This is a genomic window from Dyella ginsengisoli LA-4 (assembly GCF_000334915.1).
In the GTDB taxonomy this organism is placed as follows: Bacteria; Pseudomonadota; Gammaproteobacteria; order Xanthomonadales; family Rhodanobacteraceae; genus Dyella_A; species Dyella_A ginsengisoli_A.
In genome coordinates, this window is sequence record NZ_AMSF01000037.1 from 1 (window position 1) to 17,156 (window position 17,156).

The 17,156-nt window shown below is 67.4% G+C and carries 15 protein-coding genes; 1 reads left to right on the forward strand and 14 read right to left on the reverse strand.

All coding sequences use genetic code 11. The annotated features are described in order from the left end of the window. Positions 1–29 precede the first annotated feature (29 nt). A complete protein-coding gene (locus tag C693_RS0110475) occupies positions 30–479 on the reverse strand; it encodes an Hsp20/alpha crystallin family protein (RefSeq protein WP_017462228.1) in 450 nt (149 codons plus the stop codon). Between the two features lie 139 nt (positions 480–618). On the opposite strand from C693_RS0110475, the gene C693_RS0110480 reads away from it, so the two are divergent. Then, positions 619–1,104: a peroxiredoxin gene (locus tag C693_RS0110480; RefSeq protein ID WP_017462229.1), complete on the forward strand. Its 486-nt coding sequence runs from the start codon at positions 619–621 to the stop codon at positions 1,102–1,104. A 62-nt stretch (positions 1,105–1,166) separates the two neighbouring features. Here C693_RS0110480 and gyrA read toward each other — a convergent pair whose 3' ends face one another. From gyrA to rimP, 13 genes are all read right to left on the reverse strand, one after another. Beyond that, positions 1,167–3,791, reverse strand: a complete 2,625-nt coding sequence (gene gyrA, locus C693_RS0110485; protein ID WP_017462230.1) for a DNA gyrase subunit A — start codon at positions 3,789–3,791, stop codon at positions 1,167–1,169. Between the two features lie 139 nt (positions 3,792–3,930). Beyond that, positions 3,931–4,332 carry a GtrA family protein gene (locus C693_RS0110490; RefSeq protein ID WP_017462231.1) on the reverse strand — a complete coding sequence of 134 codons (402 nt, stop codon included), beginning with the start codon at positions 4,330–4,332 and terminating at the stop codon, positions 3,931–3,933. Positions 4,333–4,337: 5 nt separating this feature from the next. Beyond that, positions 4,338–5,351 carry an S-methyl-5-thioribose-1-phosphate isomerase gene (mtnA, locus tag C693_RS0110495; protein ID WP_017462232.1) on the reverse strand — a complete coding sequence of 338 codons (1,014 nt, stop codon included), beginning with the start codon at positions 5,349–5,351 and terminating at the stop codon, positions 4,338–4,340. 77 nt (positions 5,352–5,428) lie between these two features. Continuing rightward, a complete protein-coding gene (locus tag C693_RS0110500) occupies positions 5,429–5,620 on the reverse strand; it encodes a PspC domain-containing protein (protein ID WP_017462233.1) in 192 nt (63 codons plus the stop codon). Positions 5,621–5,636: 16 nt separating this feature from the next. Beyond that, complete coding sequence (gene phaC, locus C693_RS0110505) at positions 5,637–6,701, reverse strand: class III poly(R)-hydroxyalkanoic acid synthase subunit PhaC (protein WP_017462234.1); 1,065 nt, start codon at positions 6,699–6,701, stop codon at positions 5,637–5,639. 9 nt (positions 6,702–6,710) lie between these two features. Further along, positions 6,711–8,045 (reverse strand): poly(R)-hydroxyalkanoic acid synthase subunit PhaE, encoded by a 1,335-nt coding sequence (locus tag C693_RS0110510; RefSeq protein ID WP_338390723.1) that lies wholly within the window; start codon positions 8,043–8,045, stop codon positions 6,711–6,713. An 82-nt stretch (positions 8,046–8,127) separates the two neighbouring features. After that, positions 8,128–10,233 carry a polyribonucleotide nucleotidyltransferase gene (pnp, locus tag C693_RS0110515; RefSeq protein ID WP_026107336.1) on the reverse strand — a complete coding sequence of 702 codons (2,106 nt, stop codon included), beginning with the start codon at positions 10,231–10,233 and terminating at the stop codon, positions 8,128–8,130. Between the two features lie 18 nt (positions 10,234–10,251). Then, positions 10,252–10,521 carry a 30S ribosomal protein S15 gene (gene rpsO, locus C693_RS0110520; protein ID WP_017462237.1) on the reverse strand — a complete coding sequence of 90 codons (270 nt, stop codon included), beginning with the start codon at positions 10,519–10,521 and terminating at the stop codon, positions 10,252–10,254. A 184-nt stretch (positions 10,522–10,705) separates the two neighbouring features. After that, positions 10,706–11,629, reverse strand: coding sequence for a tRNA pseudouridine(55) synthase TruB (truB, locus tag C693_RS0110525; RefSeq protein WP_017462238.1), 924 nt, complete (start codon positions 11,627–11,629; stop codon positions 10,706–10,708). Beyond that, positions 11,629–12,003 carry a 30S ribosome-binding factor RbfA gene (gene rbfA / locus C693_RS0110530; protein ID WP_017462239.1) on the reverse strand — a complete coding sequence of 125 codons (375 nt, stop codon included), beginning with the start codon at positions 12,001–12,003 and terminating at the stop codon, positions 11,629–11,631. Before rbfA ends, truB begins: the two co-directional genes overlap by 1 nt. Before the next feature lie 120 nt (positions 12,004–12,123). Then, positions 12,124–14,910, reverse strand: coding sequence for a translation initiation factor IF-2 (gene infB / locus C693_RS0110535; protein ID WP_017462240.1), 2,787 nt, complete (start codon positions 14,908–14,910; stop codon positions 12,124–12,126). A 130-nt stretch (positions 14,911–15,040) separates the two neighbouring features. Continuing rightward, positions 15,041–16,546: a transcription termination factor NusA gene (nusA, locus tag C693_RS0110540; protein WP_017462241.1), complete on the reverse strand. Its 1,506-nt coding sequence runs from the start codon at positions 16,544–16,546 to the stop codon at positions 15,041–15,043. A 54-nt stretch (positions 16,547–16,600) separates the two neighbouring features. Next, positions 16,601–17,128, reverse strand: coding sequence for a ribosome maturation factor RimP (gene rimP / locus C693_RS0110545; protein ID WP_017462242.1), 528 nt, complete (start codon positions 17,126–17,128; stop codon positions 16,601–16,603). Positions 17,129–17,156 lie beyond the last annotated feature (28 nt).

The window sequence follows — 17,156 nt, forward strand, 5'->3', positions numbered from 1 at the left end:
CCCCCGCCACGATCCCATGGACCACAAGCTTACCCGGCCGCGTTGATGGTGATGCGACGCGGCGTGGCCAGCGGCTTCTTCGGGATCACGATTTCCAGCACGCCGAACTTGCCGGTGGCGGTGATGCCCTCGGCATCGGCGCTGTCCGGCAGGGTGAAGCGGCGGTGGAACACGCCATGCGCGCGCTCGACCCGGGTGTACTTGCCGCCCTCGCCGTTCGGCGCCTGGCGCTCGCCCTTGATGGTCAGGATGCCCTTGTCCATGCTCACTTCGATCTGCGCCGGATCCACGCCCGGGATATCGGCGAGGATCACGAAGCGCTGCTCGTCTTCGCGGATGTCCACGCGCGGGGCCCACTGACTGGTGACCACGTTGGATGCGTCGCCTTCCTCGTTCTGGAACAGACGGTCGAAGGCCTGGCGCACCTCCTCCGGAAACATGCGGGTGGCACTCCAGTGCGTCGGATTGCGGTTGCTCATGTCGGACTCCTCGAATCGGTTACGGCGCGGTCGCCGCTTGCCCTGTCAAGTAGGTGCGGGCGGCGGCGATTCAAGGCGACAGAACGCCACGGCCGGGGTTAGCATCCGGCAGTTGCCCACCTTTCAGCATGGAGACGCCATGACCATCCAGCCCGGCCAGCCACTGCCCGACGTCCCCCTCATCGTCGTCGACGGCGGCGAGCGCCAGAACACCCGCAGCGGCGAACTGTTCGCCGGACGCAGGGTGGTGATGTTCGCCGTGCCCGGCGCCTTCACCCCCACCTGCTCGGAGAAGCACCTGCCCGGCTTCGTTGCACAGTTCGATGCCTTCCGCGCCCGCGGCTTCGAGGTGTTCTGCCTGTCGGTCAACGACGCCTTCGTGATGCAGGCCTGGGGCCAGGCTCAGGATGTGCCGCCCGGCCTGAAGATGCTGGCCGATGGCAACGGCGAGTTCACCCGGGCGCTGGGCCTGGAGCTGGATGGCAGCGCCTACGGCATGGGCCTGCGCGCACGCCGTTTTGCGCTGGTGGCCGAGGATGGTGTGGTGACGGCACTGGCGGTGGAGGCGCCGGGCGAATTCCGGGTGTCGGCGGCCGAGGCGATGCTGGAAGCCGTCGGCGGCTGACGCCGCCCCGGAAACGAAAAACCCCGGCCGGAGCCGGGGTCTTTCGTACGCGGTGGGGCCGGTCAGGCCTCGTCGCCACCCGCCGGCTCGGCGACGGTGGTATCGCCCTCGCCCTGCGGCGGCAGGCCTTCGACGTTTGCCGTCTCGCCTTCTTCGCCGTTCTCCTCTTCCGCGTCCAGCCGCACCACGCTGACCAGGGCCTCGTCGGCCGGCAGCTTGATCAGGGTGACGCCCTGGGTGTTGCGGCTGAGCTGCGAGACCTCGGCCACGCGGGTACGTACCAGGGTGCCCTGATTGGAGATCAGCATCAGCTCGTGCGCCTCGGTGACCTGCACCGCGGCGACCAGCGGGCCGTTGCGCTCGGAGCACTGGATGCCGATCACACCCTGGGTGCCGCGGCCCTTCTTCGGGAACTCGTCCAGCGCCGTGCGCTTGCCGTAGCCGCGTGCGGTGGCGGTGAGGATGTCGCCCTCGGCCGCCACGATCATCGACACCACCTCGGCGTCGTCGGCCAGGCGCATGCCGCGCACGCCGGTGGCGGTACGACCCATCGAGCGCACGGTGTTCTCGTCGAAGCGGTTGACCTTGCCGTTGGAGGCGAACAGCAGCACGTCGCTGTTGCCGTCGGTGAGGGCCACGTTGACCAGCGCGTCGCCCTCGGCCAGGTTGATCGCCTGCTTGCCCTTCTGCAGCTGGAAGGCGAAGTCGGTCAGCGGGGTCTTCTTCACCGTGCCGCTCTTGGTGGCGAAGAACACGAAGCGATCCTCGTCGTATTCGCGCACCGGCAGCACCGCCTGCACCTTTTCGCCCTCGGCCAGCGGCAACAGGTTGACGATCGGCTTGCCGCGCGCGGCCGGGCCGGCTTCCGGCATCTGGTAGACCTTGAGCCAGTACACACGGCCGGTGCTGGAGAAGGTGAGCAGCGTGTCATGGGTGTTGACCACCCACAGCTGCTCGACCACGTCCTCGTCCTTCAGCGCCGAGGCCGAGCGACCCTTGCCGCCGCGGCGCTGCGCCCGGTAGGTGCTGGCCGGCTGGCGTTTGATGTAGCCGGTGTGCGACAGCGTGACCACCACGTCTTCCGGGGCGATCAGGTCGAGCACATTGAGGTCTTCCTGCGAAGCCTGGATCTCGGTGCGACGCGCGTCGCCGAACTCGGCCTTGACCGCTTCCAGTTCCTCGCGGATCACCTGCAGCAGCACGTCGGGATGCTCGAGGATCTCGATCAGGCCGCGGATGGTTTCCAGGATCTGGCGGTACTCGTCGCTTAGCTTTTCCTGCTCCAGCCCGGTCAGGCGGTGCAGGCGCATGGCGAGGATTTCCTGCGCCTGCGTCTCGGACAGCTGGTAGCCCTCGGGCTTGAGGCCGTCGCGTGGGTCCATGTCCTCCGGCCGCGAGGCGTCGGCGCCGGCCGCCGAGAGCAGCGCTCCGACCACGCCGGGCTGCCACTTGCGCGCCAGCATGCGCTCGCGCGCCTCGGCCGGCGAAGCCGAGGTCTTGATCAGCTCGATCATCTCGTCGATGTTGGCGAGCGCGACGGTGAGGCCTTCCAGGATGTGCGCGCGGGCACGCGCCTTGCGCAGCTCGAAGATGGTGCGGCGGGTCACCACCTCGCGGCGATGGCGGATGAACGCCTCGAGGATCTCCTTCAGGTTCAGCAGCTTCGGCTGGCCCTCGGACAGCGCCACCATGTTGATGCCGAAGGTGACCTGCATCTGCGTCTGCTGGAACAGGTTGTTCAGCACGACGTCGGCCATCGAATCGCGGCGGATCTCGATGACCATGCGCATGCCGTCCTTGTCGGACTCGTCGCGCAGTTCGCTGATGCCCTCGAGCTTCTTCTCCTTCACCAGCTCGGCGATCTTCTCGATCAGCCGCGCCTTGTTCACCTGGTACGGCAGCTCGTGGACGATGATCGTCTCGCGGCCGTTCGGCTCGGTCTCGATCTCGGTCTTGGCGCGCACCAGGATGCGGCCGCGACCGGTGCGGTAGGCCTCGACGATGCCGGCGGCGCCGTTGATGATGCCGTAGGTCGGGAAGTCCGGCCCCGGGATGTAGGTCATCAGCTCGTCGATGCCCAGCGAGGGGTCGTCGATGAGCGCGATGGTCGCGCTGATCACCTCGGTGAGATTGTGCGGCGGGATGTTGGTGGCCATGCCCACCGCGATGCCGGCCGAACCATTGACCAGCAGGTTCGGCACGCGGGTGGGGAGCACCAGCGGCTCGTGCTCGCTCTCGTCGTAGTTGGGGCCGAAGTCGACGGTTTCCTTGTCGATGTCGGCGAGCAGCTCGTGGGTGAGGCGCGACATGCGCACCTCGGTGTATCGCATCGCCGCGGCGTTGTCGCCGTCGACCGAACCGAAGTTGCCCTGGCCGTCGACCAGCATGTAGCGCAGAGAGAACGGCTGGGCCATGCGCACGATCGCGTCGTAGACCGACGAGTCGCCGTGCGGATGGTATTTACCGATGACGTCACCGACCACGCGGGCCGACTTCTTGTAGGGCTTGTTCCAGACGTTGCTCAGTTCGTTCATCGCGTAGAGCACGCGGCGATGGACCGGCTTCAGGCCGTCGCGCACGTCCGGGAGGGCGCGGCCCACGATCACGCTCATGGCGTAATCGAGATAGCTCTGGCGCATCTCGTCTTCGATGTTGACGCGGATGACTTCTTTGGCGAGTTCTGCCATCAATCGGCTTCCCATGGGACGAAAAAAGGCCGCTTCGCCAACACCTCAGGTGCGTGCTCAAGCGGCCCTGAAATCAACTGCCGGAGTGTATCACGAAAGGCTATTTCGTGACAGTATTTTGGTCTTCCAGATCAATAACTTAGCGCGTGGCCTTGGGGTGCCGGAAAAGCAGTCCGCGGGCTGTCGAAAAATTAACCAGCGCAGCGACCGCCGAACCGGCCGCAACCGCCACGGCCGGCCACCGGTGAAGCGCCGGAAACGCCATCAGGCAGGCGGCGAAAATGCCGTAGTTGACCACGGCTCCCACGCTCATCAGGGCGAGCCAATGCAACAGTTCGGCGTGCGCCTTGCGCCCGCTCGAGCGCCCGGCGAACGTGTGCCGTCGGTTCCACCACCAGGTCACCGTCGCCGCGGCAAGGAACGAGACGATACGGGCGACGTAGGCGTTCCAGTGACCGAAGCTGACCAGTGCCTGGGATATCCCGGCATCGACGACCAGGCCAATCAATCCACCCACGGCAAACAGCCCGATGGTGCGCACCTCCCTCACCGCCCGAATACCGCCTGCATCGCCAGCGCGTTCGGGTGCTCGATCACGCCACGCTCGGTGACGATGGCGTCGATCAGCCCGGCCGGCGTCACGTCGAACACCGGATTCCACGCCTCGGCACCCTCGACCACCGTCCGCTGGCCGGCGGTGGCCAGCAGTTCGGCAGGATCGCGCAGTTCGATCTCGATCGCCTCGCCATCCGGCGTGGCCATGTCCACCGTGGACGACGGCGCCACCACCATGAACTTGACGCCGTGGTGGCGCGCGGCGATGGCCAGCTGGTAGGTGCCGATCTTGTTCGCCGTGTCGCCGTTGGCGGCGATGCGGTCTGCGCCGACGATGACCCACTGCACCTCGCCGGACTTCATCAGGTGCGCCGCGGCCGAGTCGGCGATCAGCTTCGCGGGGATGCCATCGCGCACCAGCTCGTACATGGTCAGGCGCGCGCCCTGCTGCCAGGGCCGCGTCTCGCCGGCATACACGCGTTCGATGCGGCCGCCAGCTACGCCGGCACGGATCACGCCGAGCGCCGTGCCGAAACCGGCCGTGGCCAGCGAGCCGGTGTTGCAGTGGGTCAGCACGCCCGAGCCAGGAGCGATCAGCGCCGCGCCCAGTTCGCCCATGAGACGGTTGGCGGCCAGATCCTCGGCCTGGATCGCCTGTGCCTCGCCGGCCAGTGCCGCAGCGTCGGCGCCCGCGGCGATCCGCGATTTCATTCGGTCGAGCGCCCACATCAGGTTCACCGCCGTGGGACGCGCTGCGCGCAACATCGCCAGCGCCGGATCCAGCGCCTCGCCCTGCTGCGCGGCCAGCACCACGCCCCAGGCGGCAGCGATGCCGATCGCGGGCGCGCCACGCACGACGAGGTCGCGGATGGCCCGGGTCACATCGGCCGCATTGCGGCAGTCGAGCCAGCGCTCCTCGCGCGGCAGCAGGCGCTGGTCGAGCAGGCGCAGGTGGTCGCCCTGCCACTGCACGGCACGGACGCGGTCATAACGGTCGTAGTCCATCGGGTTTGTTCTTCGAGGAAGGGAAAAAGCCGCACCCGGCATCGCGCCGGGGCTTGGGGCCGGTGCGAAGCGCCGACTCAGGACGCGTCGGGCATCACCAGCCAGAAAATCAGGTAGAGCAGTATGCCGGAGCCGCCCAGCAGGGTCAGCACGATCCAGGCGACCCGCACGATGGTCGGGTCCCAGCCGTAGTACTCGGCGATGCCGCCGCATACCCCGGCGATGCTTCGGCTGGCGCGGGAGCGGGTCAGACGCTTGGATTCGTTCATGGCTTGTCCTTTGCCGTCAGTCGCGCGCACGCAGCCAGCGATGGATCGCCGGCGGCACTTCGCGCTGTGCGCGACCGGATACGTAGATACCGATATGGCCGCCCTTGAAGGCGATCTCGGTGTAGTCCTGGGTACCGATGTGCTTGCCCAGCGCGCGCGAAGCATCCGGCGGCACCAGATGGTCCTGCTGGGCGTAGATGTTGAGCACCGGCTGCTGGATCAATCCCAGGTCGACCGGACGGCCGCCGATCTCCAGGCTGTGCCTGACCAGCTTGTTGCCCTGGTAGAAGTCCTTGATGAACTGGCGGAACGCCTCGCCGGCCTGGTCGGGGGAGTCGAAGATCCAGCGCTCCATGCGCAGGAAGTTCTCCAGCTCCGCCGGATTGTCGAGGATCTCCACCAGGCCCACGTATTTCTGCTGGTTCAGCCGCAACGGCTTGAGGGTGAGGTAGACCCAGTTCATCAACGCCGCCGGGACGTTGCCCATGACGTCGACAAAGCGGTCCACGTCCAGCTGCTGCACCCAGTGCGAGAGCATGTTGTCCGGCGTGTGGAAATCCACCGGGGTGACCATGGTGATGAGGTTCTTCACCTTGTCCGGGTGCATCGCCGTGTAGCAAAGCGAGAACGCACCACCCTGGCAGATACCCAGCAGGTTGATCGCGTCCAATCCGTGGCGGTGGCGCACGGCGTCGACGCAACGGTCGAGGTAGCCGTTGAGGTAATCGTCCAGGGTCAGCCAGCGATCGGCGCCATCCGGATAGCCCCAGTCGATCAGGTAGACGTCCTCGCCCTGCTCGAGCAGGTTGCGCACCAGCGAGCGGTCGGCCTGCAGGTCGGTCATCCACACCGTGTTGACCAGGGCGTAGACGATCAGTACCGGCGTCCGCGCTGTGGGGCGGCTACCGGTGAAGTGCCACACCTTGAGCTTGTCCTCGGCGTAGACCAGCTCGCGCGGCGTGTTGGCGTACTCCGGCTCACCCAGGCCGGGCAGGTTCTGCAGGCCCGCGGCGAGCTTGCGCTGGAAACGGTTGATCTCGGCCAGGGCCTCGGCCGGATCGATGCGCAGTGGCGTGTCCATGATCATTCCTTACTTGCGCCGTGCGCGATGCGGGGCGGGAATGCCGGGGCTGACCAGCGAGCGGCGGCTGGCTCCGCTCGACTTGACGGCGGCAGCGGCGCGGCGAGTTCGCAAAGCGGTACGCTTGCGGCTGTCCTTGGACGGCGCGGACGACCCGGTCGCCGGTTTCGTGGCGGTCTTGCCGGCGGGCTTCCCGGTTTTAGACGCCTTGGCTGGAGACTTCGCCGAGCCCGCCTTTTTGCCCGCGCTCTTCTTTCGTGTTGCCTGGGCCACCGGGCGGGTCCCGGTGGCCTTCGCCTTGCGCTTCGGCTTGGCCGGCGCCGCATCGGCCGCCGCGGGTGCGACGGGCGCGGGCGCGGCAGCCCCATGCTGTGACCTCTTCAGCGCCTGCAGCTCCGCGCGCAGTGCAGCCAGTTCGCCGGCCGCAGCCCCGCCCCCGCCTTCCATGGCGCGCAACTCGCGACGCACCTCCTGCAGGCGGCGTCCCAGGCTGTCGATCTCGCTGCGCGTCGGCAAGCCGAGCTGCCGACACAGGTCTTCCAGATGCTGCTGCACGAGTTGGCGCTCGCGCATCTGAGCGTTGACCATCGCGCCGTAGACCTCGCGGAACTCGTCGCTGAGCGCAATCTCGGCATAGGCTTCTTCGGCCGCATCGACCCACAGGTCGTAAAGTGCCTTGAGCGATTCGAGCTGGCGTCCGGGCTCGACGTGGTCGGCCAGCTTGTCCTGCAGGCGCTCCAGTCCCTGGGCGTTGGCCTTGAGGATCAGGGCCTGGTAGCGGCGCTGCTGCTCGGCACTTTCCATCATCGCGGCGACGAGTGCCTGCTGCTGGGCCTGCTGTTCGCGGTGCAGGCCGAATCCGGGCATGTACGCCGGCGCGCGCCAGTCGGTCGTGCCCGCCTGGCTCGCCGCGGCCAGCCACGCCTGCCACTGCTGCACGAAACCCTGCGCCGCCGTACTGTCGATGCCGCTGAACGCCTGGGCGAAGGGTTGGGCCGCGCCGCCCAGAAAATCCTTCACCGACGCCTGCCAGTCCATGCCTGGCGGGCTCGCCTGCGCGTTTGCCGCACGCTGCATCCACTCCAGGTAGGAGGAAATGCCCGACAAGCCACGCTCCAGCATGTCGCTCATCGGGGCCGACGACGCAGCCATGCCGGGCATGCCTGTCATACCCGGCATGCCGGGCGCGCCGAATCCGGCAAACGGCGAGGCGGGTTGGCCGGCGGCCTGCTGCAGGTAGCGCATCCACTGGGACCAGGACTGCTCGGCCATGGCCTGGGACTGCCTGATGAATTCGCTTGCCTGATCAGCCATACCTGCCTCCGGATGCGGGTCACCGGGCATCGTAGCAAATGGGCGTGGTGATAAAACGACGAAGGCCCGGCGTCGCCGCCGGGCCTTCGTTCGATTACCGCGGAGCAGCCGATCAGGCGCCGGCGGCTTCGTCCTCGGTCACGGCCTTCATGGACAGGCGGATACGGCCCTGCTTGTCCACTTCCAGCACCTTCACCTTGACGATATCGCCTTCCTTCAGCTTGTCGGACACCTTCTCGACGCGCTCGGAGGAGATCTGCGACACGTGCACCAGACCGTCCTTGCCCGGCATGATCGTCACGAATGCACCGAAGTCCATCAGCTTGGCAACCTTGCCCTCGTAGATGCGGCCCGGCTCGACGTCGGAGACGATCTGCTCGATGCGCTTCTTGGCGTCCTCGGCGGCACTGCGGTTGACCGAGGCGATCACCACGGTGCCGTCGTCGCTGATGTCGATGGTGGTGCCGGTCTCCTCGGTGATCGAGCGGATGGTGGCGCCGCCCTTGCCGATGACCTCGCGGATCTTGTCCGGGTGGATCTTGATGGTGAGCAGGCGCGGGGCGTACTCGCTCATCTCCGAACGCGGCGTGCTGATCACCTTGGCCATCTCGCCGAGGATGTGCAGGCGGCCACGCTTGGCCTGCTCCAGCGCCACCTTCATGATCTCTTCGGTGATGCCGTCGATCTTGATGTCCATCTGCAGCGCGGAGATGCCGTCGGCGCTACCGGCCACCTTGAAGTCCATGTCGCCGAGGTGATCCTCGTCGCCCAGGATATCGGACAGCACGACGAAGTCGTTGCCTTCCTTCACCAGGCCCATCGCGATGCCGGCCACCGGCGCCTTCAGCGGCACGCCCGCGTCCATCATCGCCAGCGACGAACCGCACACGGAAGCCATCGACGAGGAGCCGTTCGACTCGGTGATTTCCGAGACCACGCGCACCACGTACGGGAACTCTTCCATGCTCGGCTTGACCGCCTGCACGCCGCGCTTGGCGAGGCGGCCGTGGCCGATCTCGCGACGCTTCGGCGCGCCGAAGCGTCCGGCCTCGCCCACCGAGAACGGCGGGAAGTTGTAGTGGAACAGGAACGGATCCTTCGACTCGCCTTCCGGCGCGTCGATGATCTGCGCGTCGCGCGCGGTGCCCAGCGTGGTGACGACCAGCGCCTGGGTCTCGCCGCGGGTGAACAGCGCCGAGCCGTGGGTGCGCGGCAGCACGCCGACGCGGACGGTGATCGGACGCACGTCGTCCAGCTGACGGCCGTCGATGCGCACCTTGGTCTTCAGCACACTGTCGCGCATGGTGCGGTATTCGAGCTCGGCGAACTCCTTGCCCAGCTCGGCGGAGGTCCAGCCGTGCTGCTCGGCGTCGGCCTTCAGCGACTCCATCACGTCGGCCTTGATCGCCGAGATGGCATCGCGACGCTGCAGCTTGTCGCGCACCTGGAACGCCTGCTCCAGCTTGTCGCCCACCGCGCCCTTGAGCGCGGCGATCAGCGATTCGTTGCGGGCCGGCGGCTGCCAGTTCCAGGACGGCTTGGCCGCCTCGGCGGCCAGCTCGGCGATCGCGTTGATCGCGGTCTGCATCTGCTGGTGGCCGAACACCACCGCGCCGAGCATCACTTCCTCGGACAGCAGCTTGGCTTCGGACTCCACCATCAGCACGGCGCCCGAGGTGCCGGCGACGACGAGGTCGAGATCGGAGGTCTTCAGCTCGGTGTGCGTCGGGTTCAGCACGTATTGGCCGTTGGCATAGCCCACACGGGCGGCGCCGATCGGGCCCTGGAACGGGATGCCGGCCAGCGACAGCGCGGCGGATGCGCCGAGCATGGCGGGGATGTCGCCGTCGACTTCCGGGTTCAGCGAGACGACCTGCGCGATCACCTGCACTTCATTCTTGAAGTCTTCCGGGAACAGCGGGCGCACCGGACGATCGATCAGACGCGAGGTGAGCGTCTCCTTCTCGGTCGGACGGCCTTCGCGCTTGAAGAATCCGCCGGGGATACGGCCGGCGGAGTAGAACTTCTCGACGTAGTCGACGGTGAGCGGGAAGAAGTCCTGCCCTTCGCGGGGCTTGGCCGCCGCGACCGCGGTGACCAGCACCACGGTGCCGCCCATGCTGACCATTACCGCACCGGATGCCTGCCGGGCGATTTCGCCCGTCTCCAGTGTGACTTCGTGATTACCGTACTGGAATGACTTGGTTACTTTCGCCACGTTAGGTCTCCTCGTGGATTAACGGCGGAGGCCGAGACGTTCGATCAGGCTCTGGTAGCGAGCCAGGTCGCGATCCTTCAGATACGCGAGCAGGCTCTTGCGGCGGTTGACCAGCTGCAGCAGGCCGCGACGCGAGTGATGGTCCTGCTTGTGGGTCTTGAAGTGGCCGGTGAGGTGTTCGATGCGGGCCGACAGCAGGGCCACCTGCACTTCCGGCGAACCGGTGTCGTTGGGCACGCGGCCGAATTCAGCAATGATCTTGCTGGTCTGTTCTGCGGTCAGGGACATGGGTATCTCTTCCTCAAAAGCGAATGCGAAGCTTGCGCAACGTCACCACCCGATGACGTTGCGCAAGCTTCGACTGGTTGATTGGAACGGTTGAATCAAGCTCCTTATTGTAGCGAGGGGAGCCGCGCCACAACAAGACCGTCATCCCCGCGCCACCGGGCTGTCGCCGAACTCCATCGGCACCTCAGCCACCGGGCGGCAGGTTGAAGCCACGCTGGACCCGCAGCAGTCCATCCGGTCCGCGTTCGACCAGGGCCAACAGGGCGCCATCGTCGGCGAACGCCGCACAAAGCCCGCTGGGAATGCCCGTCCCGTCGAGCGCGATCCGCCGTCCCTGGGCGATCGCCTGGCTTTGTGCGGCATCCAGATGGAGCGCCGGCAGGTGGGCAACCGCCGCGGAAACCGGCAGCAAAGCCTCGAGCAGGACATCGTCGCCCTGCCCGGCCCGCTCGCGCAGTTCGTCCAGCGTATGCATCCGCGGCGAGGTGAATGGCTCGACCCAGATCCTGCGCAAGGCGGTCAGGTGCGCGCCGCACCCCAGTGCCTCGCCGAGGTCGACGGCCAGGCTGCGGATGTAGGTACCCGTGCCACACTCGATCTCCAGGTGCAGCAGGTCGCCCTCGCGGCCAGCCAGCACCAGGCGGTACACGTCGACCTCACGGGCGGGAACATCCACGGCCTCGCCGCGGCGTGCCTTGGCATAGAGCGGCTCGCCACCCTGCTTGATCGCCGAGTAGACCGGGGGCACCTGCCGGATGCGTCCGCGCAGCGGAGCCAGCGCCGCTTCGATCGCGGCGTCATCCAGGTTGGGCACCGCGCGTTCGTTGGCCACCTCGCCTTCGAGATCGCCAGTAGTGGTGGTGATGCCCAGACGGCAAGTAGCGCGATAGGCCTTGCGCGCGCCGAGCAGGTGCGCGGCCAGCTTGGTGCCCTCGCCGAAGCACAGCGGCAGCAGGCCGGTGGCCAGCGGATCGAGCGCACCGGTATGGCCGCCCTTGGCGGCCCGGAACAGCCTGCGCACTTCCTGCAGCGCCTGGTTGGAACTCAGTCCCAGCGGCTTGTCGAGCAGCACCAGACCGTGCAGCTCGCGGAAAACGATCCGACCCATCAGTCCTCGTCGGCTCCGTCAGCCGCCGTCGGCTCGTCGGCGCGCAGCAGCTGGTCGATGCGCTCGCCCTTGTCGACCGAGTCGTCGTACTTGAAGCGCAGCTCCGGCACCCGCCGAAGGCGCATGCCGCGGGCGAGCGAACGGCGGAACTCGCCGGCAAGCTCCTTCAGCGCCTTCAGCGCCACCGGCGCCTGCTCGGCCTGCAGGGCGGTGATCCACACGGTGGCCCAGTCCATGTCCCGGGTCACCTCCACATCGGACACGCTCACCGACGGCAGCGCATGGTCGCGCACGGCGGCATGCACCAGCAGGCCGAGTTCGCGGCGCAGTTCGGCGCCGACCCGGTCGGTCCGTTTGAAATCGCGTGAGGGCATGGGGCCTCCTTCGGGCGCAGCGCGCCGCATGTTCGGAAAAGCAGGAAGCCCGGGCAGGCCTGCCCGGGCTCCGTATCTCGGGCCGCGGGTCCGGCGGGAAACGCCGGCCCGGAAGGTCCGTTACAGCGTGCGTGCCACCTCGATGCGCTCGAAGCACTCGATCTGGTCGCCGACCTTGACGTCGTTGTACTGCTTCACGGCGATACCGCACTCCATGCCGTTGCGCACCTCGTCGACCAGGTCCTTGAAGCGGCGCAGCGACTCCAGCTCGCCTTCGAAGACCACAGTGTTGTCGCGCAGCACGCGGATCGGCTTGGAACGCTTGACCGAGCCCTCGGTGACCATGCAGCCGGCCACCGCGCCGAACTTGGAGCTGCGGAACACCTCGCGCACCTGGGCGATGCCGATGATCTCCTCGCGGATCTCCACGCCCAGCAGACCGGACGCGGCCTGCTTCACCTGGTCGATCACGTCGTAGATGATCGAGAAGTAGCGCACGTCCAGGCCGGCAGTGTCGATCACCTTGCGCGCCGAGGCATCGGCACGCACGTTGAAGCCGATCACCAGCGCCTTGGACGCCGCCGCCAGCGTGGCGTCGGACTCGGTGATGCCACCGACGCCCGCCGCAATCACGTTGACCTTCACGTTCTCGTTGCCGATCGCGCTGAGCGACTCGCGCAGCGCCTCGACCGAACCCTGCACGTCGGCCTTGACCAGGATGTTGAGCGTCTGCTGCTCGGCACCCTGGCCCATCTGGGCGATGATGTCCTCAAGGCGGTTGGCCTTGCTGACCAGGCGCGTCTCGCGGCGCTTCTGCTGGCGCTCGGCGGCCACTTCGCGGGCCAGGCGCTCGTCGGCCACGACCACGAAGTCGTCGCCCGCCTCCGGCACGCCGGAAAGGCCGAGCACCTGCACCGGAATCGACGGACCGGCTTCCTGCACGGTCTTGCCGCGCTCGTCCACCAGTGCGCGCATGCGGCCGTACTCGATGCCGCAGACGACGAAGTCGCCACGCTTGAGCGTGCCCTGCTGCACCAGCACCGTGGCGACCGGACCGCGGCCCTTGTCCAGGCTGGACTCGATCACCACGCCCGACGCCGGACCGTCCTCGACCGCCTTCAACTCCATCACCTCGGCCTGCACCGAGATCGCGTCGAGCAGCTCGTCCACGCCCATGCCGGTCTTCGCCGACACCGGCACGAACATGGTGTCGCCGCCCCAGTCTTCCGGGACCACTTCCAGGTTTGCCAGGCCCTGCTTGACGTTGTCCGGGTTGGCGTCGGACTTGTCCATCTTGTTGAGCGCGACGATCAGCGGCACCTTGGCGGCACGGGCGTGCTGCACGGCCTCCTTGGTCTGCGGCATGACGCCATCATCGGCCGCAACCACCAGCACCACGATATCGGTGGACTGGGCGCCGCGGGCGCGCATCGAGGTGAATGCCGCGTGGCCCGGGGTATCCAGGAAGGTGATCACGCCCTTCGGCGTATCCACGTGGTACGCGCCGATGTGCTGGGTGATGCCGCCAGCCTCGCCCGCCGCCACCTTGGCGCGGCGGATGTAGTCCAGCAGCGAGGTCTTGCCATGGTCGACGTGGCCCATGATGGTGACCACGGGCGGACGCGCGACCTTCTCGCCTTCCAGCTCGGCGTTCTGGGTGTGCGCGGCCAGCGCCGCCTCGGCGTTGTCCTCACTCGCGGCCACGGCCTTGTGGCCGAGCTCCTCGACCACCAGCACCGCGGTGTCGTGGTCGATGGTCTGGTTGATGGTGGCCATCACGCCCATCTTGAAGAGCGCCTTGACCACTTCCGAACCCTTGACCGCCATCTTCTGCGCCAGGTCGGCGACCAGGTTGGCATCGCCGACCACCACTTCGCGCACGACCGCGGCGGTCGGACGGGTGAAGCCATGCGGGCCGCCACTGGTGGACGCCGACGCGCTGCGACCGGAATCGCGACCGGAGCGGCCCGGCTTGCCACGCTTGCTGGAACGCCTTGCGCGGTCGGCATCGGACAGATGCAGTTCACCCGAGGCGAAACGCTTGCCACCGGCGACATCGTCACGATCGCGACCATGTCGCGCCTTCGCACCGCGCGCGGCATCCGCGCCCGCTGCTGCGGCCGGTGCAGGGGCGGGTGCGGGTGCCGGGGCTGGTGCCGGTGCGGCCACGACCTTCTTCTCGCGGCGACGCGGCTCGTGGATGCGGGGAACGATCAGGCCGAACGCGCTGTGGTCGGTGCTGCCGCTCGACGTGGTCTGGGATGAAGCCTCCACGGCCTCGGCAGGCTTGTCCTGGACCGGTGCAGCAGCGGGCGGCTCGGGAGCTGCCTCGGCTTCGGCCGACGCCTCGGCTTCGGCGGCCTGGCGCGCGTGCTCGGCCTCGGCCTGCCGGCGAGCTTCCTCGGCGGTGCGGGCTTCTTCGTCGGCGGCACGCTGGCGCGCCTCTTCCTCGCGGCGCTGCTCTGCCTCGATCCGATCCTTCTCTTCCTGTTCGCGCTGGCGCTGCGACTCGGCCAGCTTGCGGGCAGCCTCCTCGCGCTCGCTGTCGACCGCGGTCTCCTCGGCGATCACGCTGCGCTTGACGTAGGTGCGCTTGGCGCGAACCTCGACGTTGACCGTCTTGGCACTGCTGGCCGCGCCACGCCCGCCCGGGGTCGCGACCTTCAGCTCGCTGACCTTGCGGCGCTTGAGGGTGATCTGCCGAGGCGCCGCATCGTCGACCTCCGGCGCCGGCTCGTTCTTGCCGTGGGTACGGCGCAGGAAGCCGAGCAGCTTCACCTTCTCGGTGCTGCTGATCACCTGCTCCGGATCGGAGAATTTCATGCCTGCCTCGCCAAGCTGTCCGAGCAGCTTGTCCACCGGCATGCCAAGTACCTTGGCGAGTTGTTTGATCGTGACATCCGACATCGTGTTCTTTCTCCGCCGTTCCCGCGCTTCACGTCCGTGCGGCCTTGCCTGCACGTCCACCACCGTCCCTGGTGGAGAGTCCGCGTGGACTCTCCCCGGCGCGCCCGTCCCAGGGCGCGGCCGCTCGCGGTTAGCCGCCCTTCTCCAGGCGCTCGATCATCGGCTGACGCGCAGCCATGATCAGCGCCGCAGCACGCTCCTCGTCCATGCCCTCGATATCGATCAGGTCGTCGACCGCGAGGTCGGCCAGATCGTCCACCGTACTTACCTCGCGCGCGGCAAGGGCGTAGGCCGTGGCCTCGTCCATGCCCTCGAGCGCAAGCAACTCCTCGGACGGCTGGTGTTCCTCCAGCCCCTCCTCGACCGCCAGTGCCTCGGTCAGCAGCGCATCGCGGGCGCGAGCGCGCAACTCCTCGACGATGTCCTCGTCGAAGCCCTCGATGGCCAGCAGCTCGGCACTGGGCACGTAAGCGATTTCCTCGACGCTGGAGAAGCCTTCCTGCACCAGGATGTTGGCAATCTCCTCGTCGACCTCGAGCTTTTCCATGAACAGCGCCAGCGCCGCCTGCTGCTCGGCCTCGCTCTTGGCGGTGACCTGGTCCTGGGTCATCACGTTGAGCTGCCAGCCGGTGAGCTTGCTGGCCAGGCGCACGTTCTGGCCACCGCGGCCGATCGCCTGGGACAGCTTGTCCTCGGCCACCGCGATGTCCATCGAGTGCTTTTCCTCATCCATGATGATGGACTGCACCTCGGCCGGCGCCATTGCGTTGATCACGAACTGGGCCTGGTTCTCGTGCCACAGGATGATGTCCACGCGCTCGCCATTGAGCTCGTTGGACACTGCCTGCACGCGCGACCCGCGCATGCCGATGCACGCGCCGATCGGATCGGTGCGACTGTCGTGGGCCAGCACGGCGATCTTGGCGCGGTCACCCGGATCGCGGGCGCACCCCTTGATCTCGACCAGCCCCTGGCCGACCTCCGGCACCTCGAGCTTGAACAGCTCGATCATGAATTCCGGCGCGGCGCGCGACACGAACAGCTGCGGACCACGCACCTCGGACTTCACCTCGTAGAGGTATCCGCGCACGCGGTCGCCGACACGGTGCGACTCGCGCGGAATCGTCTTGTCGCGGGGAATGAAGGCCTCGGCGTTGCTGCCGAGGTCGAGGTAGACATTGCCGCGCTCGACGCGCTTGACGATACCCACCACCAGTTCTCCCACGCGATCGCGGAAGGCGTCGACCACCTGCTGGCGCTCGGCCTCGCGCACGCGCTGCACGATCACCTGCTTGGCGGCCTGCGCTGCGATGCGGCCGAACTCGGCGTTCTCGATCTGCTGCTCGACGAACTCGCCGACCTGGGCGTCCTCACGCTCGTCCACGGCGTCCATCAGGCGCACCTGGTAGAACGGCGACTCCATCTCGCCGTCGTCGGCGATCACTTCCCAGCGGCGGAAGGTCTCGTACTCACCGGAGTGGCGGTCGATCTCCACGCGGATGTCGGGATCCTCATCGGGGTAGCGCTTCTTCGCCGCAGATGCCAGCGCGGCTTCCATCGCCTCGAAGATGACCTCGCGCGGCACGCCCTTTTCATTGGCGACTGCGTCGACGACCAGCAACAGTTCTTTGCTCATTGCAGCTACTCCGTGGGTCGCCGCTCTCCGGCGCCCGCTCGCTAGGGATAGGTGTTACTTGGCCTTCTTGGCCGGCTTCTTGCCACCCGGCTTGGGCTGCGGCACGTAACCGAGCGCCACCCAGTCCGGTACCACGCGGGCGCTTTCCATGTCCGCCTGGTCGAATTCGAACGACTTGCCTTCCGCCTCCAGCACGATCCGCTCGCCTTCCACCTGCACAAGCTTGCCGCGCAGGCGGCGGCGACCCTCGATCGGCGCCTTCAGCAGCACCTTCACTTCCTGCCCGAGCACGCGCCCGAACTGCTCGGCCGTGAAGATCGGCCGATCGATGCCCGGCGAGGACACCTCCAGCACGTAATGGCCCGGCACGGGATCCTCGACGTCCAGCAGCGCCGACAGTTCGCGGCTGGCCGCTTCGCAATCGTCGATGCCTACCTCGCGCCCGCCCGAATGATCCAGGACGTCCAGGTAAACCCGAAGCGTACTCTGCCCCTGCGACGGGGTGAACTCCACGCCGAGGCATTCCAGCTGTAGATCCGCCAGAACTTCGCTGAACCGATTTGCCAGTGCCAGGGTATCCATGGTCGGTTTTTCCGGTGCCAGAAACAAA